The sequence below is a fragment of the Streptomyces niveiscabiei genome, from assembly GCF_001419795.1.
GTDB lineage: Bacteria > Actinomycetota > Actinomycetes > Streptomycetales > Streptomycetaceae > Streptomyces > Streptomyces niveiscabiei.
Genome location: NZ_LIRL01001125.1, coordinates 1 through 2,909 on the forward strand (window position 1 = coordinate 1; position 2,909 = coordinate 2,909).

The following is a 2,909-nucleotide window of genomic DNA, read 5'->3' on the forward strand; positions in this document are numbered from 1 at the left end:
GCCGGAGACGGCGGCGGAGACGGAGGCGAGCACCCCGGCGGCGGCGGGCCGCGTCCTGTACGCGCGCGAGGCGCTCGCCACCCGCCTGCCCGAGCTCGCCGACCCGGCCACCCTCCACCGGCGCCTGGCGGAGGCCGCCTCGGCGGAGCGCCTGCGGGCGCCGAGGCCGAGGGCGGTACGGCTGGCGGGGGAGCGCCGGGCGAGTTTCTGGACGCGCGCGGCCATCGCGTTCACGGTGGCGATCATCGGCGCGACGGCCCTGACCCTGAACACGGCGCCCACGCACTACGAGCCGCCGGTCCCGCCGGGGGCGACGGTCAGCGGGGTCCCGCCGAGGCAGGCGCCGGGCGCGCTGTCGGACGCGGAGCTGTCGCTGCGGGCGAAGCTGCGCAAGGAGACGAGCCACGGCCCTGAGAGGCTCGTACCGGACGTCAGATGACGCGCCGGTGCCGGGTACGCCGATGGGCCCGCCCCCGTGCGGGGAGCGGGCCCATCGGAAGGGACCGGTCGGCGTCAGCCGGCCAGGATCTCCCGGGCCAGCTTGGCCGTCTCGGTCGGCGTCTTGCCGACCTTGACGCCCGCGGCCTCAAGGGCCTCCTTCTTCGCCTGGGCGGTGCCGGACGAACCGGAGACGATGGCGCCGGCGTGGCCCATGGTCTTGCCCTCGGGCGCGGTGAAGCCCGCGACGTAGCCGACGACCGGCTTCGTCACGTTCTCCTTGATGTACGCGGCGGCCCGCTCCTCGGCGTCGCCACCGATCTCACCGATCATGACGATGAGGTCGGTGTCGGGGTCGGCCTGGAACGCGGCGAGCGCGTCGATGTGCGTGGTGCCGATGATCGGGTCGCCACCGATGCCGACGGCGGTCGAGAAGCCGATGTCACGCAGCTCGTACATCATCTGGTACGTCAGCGTGCCGGACTTCGAGACCAGCCCGATGCGGCCCGGCTTGGTGATGTCGCCGGGGATGATGCCGACGTTCGACTGACCGGGCGTGATGATGCCGGGGCAGTTCGGGCCGATGATCCGGGTCTTGTTGCCCTTCTTGCCGGCGTACGCCCAGAACGACGCGGAGTCGTGCACGGCGATGCCCTCGGTGATCACGACGGCCAGCTCGATCTCGGCGTCGATGGCCTCGACGACGGCGTCCTTCGTGAACTTCTCCGGCACGAAGATGACGGTGACGTTGGCGCCCGTCTTCTCGATCGCCTCGGCGACCGTGCCGAACACGGGTACCTCGGTGCCGTCGAAGTCGACGGTCGTACCGGCCTTGCGCGGGTTCACGCCGCCCACGACGTTGGTGCCGTCCGCCAGCATCAGCTTGGTGTGCTTCTGCCCGGTGGCGCCGGTCATGCCCTGGACGATGACCTTGCTGTCCTTGTTGAGCCAGATAGCCATGGTGTGTCGGTGTCCTCGTCCTGAGTGCTTACTTGGCGGCGGCCAGCTCGGCGGCCTTGTCGGCCGCGCCGTCCATGGTGTCGACGCGCTGCACCAGCGGGTGGGCGGCGTCGGTGAGGATCTTGCGGCCCAGCTCGGCGTTGTTGCCGTCGAGGCGGACGACGAGCGGCTTGGAGACGTTCTCGCCGCGGTCCTCGAGGAGCTTCAGGGCCTGGACGATGCCGTTGGCGACCTCGTCACAGGCGGTGATGCCACCGAAGACGTTCACGAACACGGACTTGACGTCCGGGTCGCCCAGGATGATCTCCAGGCCGTTGGCCATGACCTGGGCGGAGGCGCCGCCGCCGATGTCCAGGAAGTTGGCGGGCTTGACGCCGCCATGGTTCTCGCCGGCGTAGGCGACGACGTCGAGGGTGCTCATGACGAGACCCGCGCCGTTGCCGATGATGCCGACCTCGCCCTCCAGCTTGACGTAGTTGAGGCCCTTCTCCTTCGCCGCGGCCTCGAGCGGGTTCGCCGCGGCCTTGTCGTGGAGCTCCTCGAAGTCGGGGTGGCGGAACTCGGCGTTGTCGTCCAGGGAGACCTTGCCGTCCAGCGCGATGACGTCACCGGAGGCGACCTTCGCCAGCGGGTTCACCTCGACGAGGAGGGCGTCCTCCTTGATGAAGGTGTCCCACAGCGTGACGAGGACGTCGGCGACCTTGTCCGCGACCTCGGCCGGGAACTTCGCGGCCTCGACGATCTCGCGGGCCTTCTCGGGGGTCACGCCCTCGATGGCGTCGATCGGCGTCTTGGCGACGGCCTCGGGACGCGTCTCGGCGACCTCCTCGATCTCCATGCCGCCCTCGACGGACGCGATGGAGAGGAAGGTGCGGTTCGCGCGGTCCAGGAGGAAGGAGACGTAGTACTCCTCCACGATCTCCGGCGCGGTCTCGGCGATCATCACCTTGTGGACCGTGTGGCCCTTGATGTCCATGCCGAGGATGTTGGTCGCGTGCTCGACCGCCTCGTCGGCCGTGGCCGCCAGCTTCACGCCGCCGGCCTTGCCGCGGCCACCGACCTTCACCTGGGCCTTGACGACGGACTTGCCACCGAGCCGCTCGGTGGCTGCGCGGGCCGCCTCAGGCGTGTCGATGACTTCACCGGCCAGCACCGGTACATCGTGCTTGGCGAAGAGGTCCCTCGCCTGGTACTCGAACAGGTCCACGCGCTTCCGTCCCTATCAGTGATCTCGCGGTTCGTTGGATGCGTGGGCGTGCCGCGAAGGGCAACGTGACGACCGCATGTGTCACAAGCAGGGCGCACACGGTGTCCGAGCGCGCGGCATGTCCGTCTCGCAGGTTATCCCTGCCATGCGACCCCCTCTAAATCGCGGGTCACACCCAGGCGGTGATACCTGTCACATGATGCCGCCCGACGGCCCCCTTCCTGGCACCGCGTGCCGTCTCCGCAGGTCCCGCAGGCGGGCGCGGAGGGGCGAGAGGGAGGGACGGGTACGAGGGGAGCCGGCC

At 70.1% G+C, this 2,909-nt stretch carries 2 protein-coding genes and 1 pseudogene; 1 reads left to right on the top strand and 2 read right to left on the bottom strand.

The window, feature by feature from the left end; all coding sequences use genetic code 11:
- A pseudogene (locus AOK24_RS40845) lies at positions 1 to 439 on the top strand (RNA polymerase subunit sigma-24); the annotation flags it as partial.
- Between the two features lie 74 nt (positions 440 to 513).
- Here the strand turns inward: AOK24_RS40845 and sucD are convergent.
- Positions 514 to 1,398 (bottom strand): succinate--CoA ligase subunit alpha, encoded by an 885-nt coding sequence (gene sucD / locus AOK24_RS40850; protein ID WP_055724966.1) that lies wholly within the window; start codon positions 1,396 to 1,398, stop codon positions 514 to 516.
- A gap of 28 nt (positions 1,399 to 1,426) precedes the next feature.
- Positions 1,427 to 2,605, bottom strand: coding sequence for an ADP-forming succinate--CoA ligase subunit beta (gene sucC / locus AOK24_RS40855; protein ID WP_055724967.1), 1,179 nt, complete (start codon positions 2,603 to 2,605; stop codon positions 1,427 to 1,429).
- Between the last annotated feature and the right edge of the window lie 304 nt (positions 2,606 to 2,909).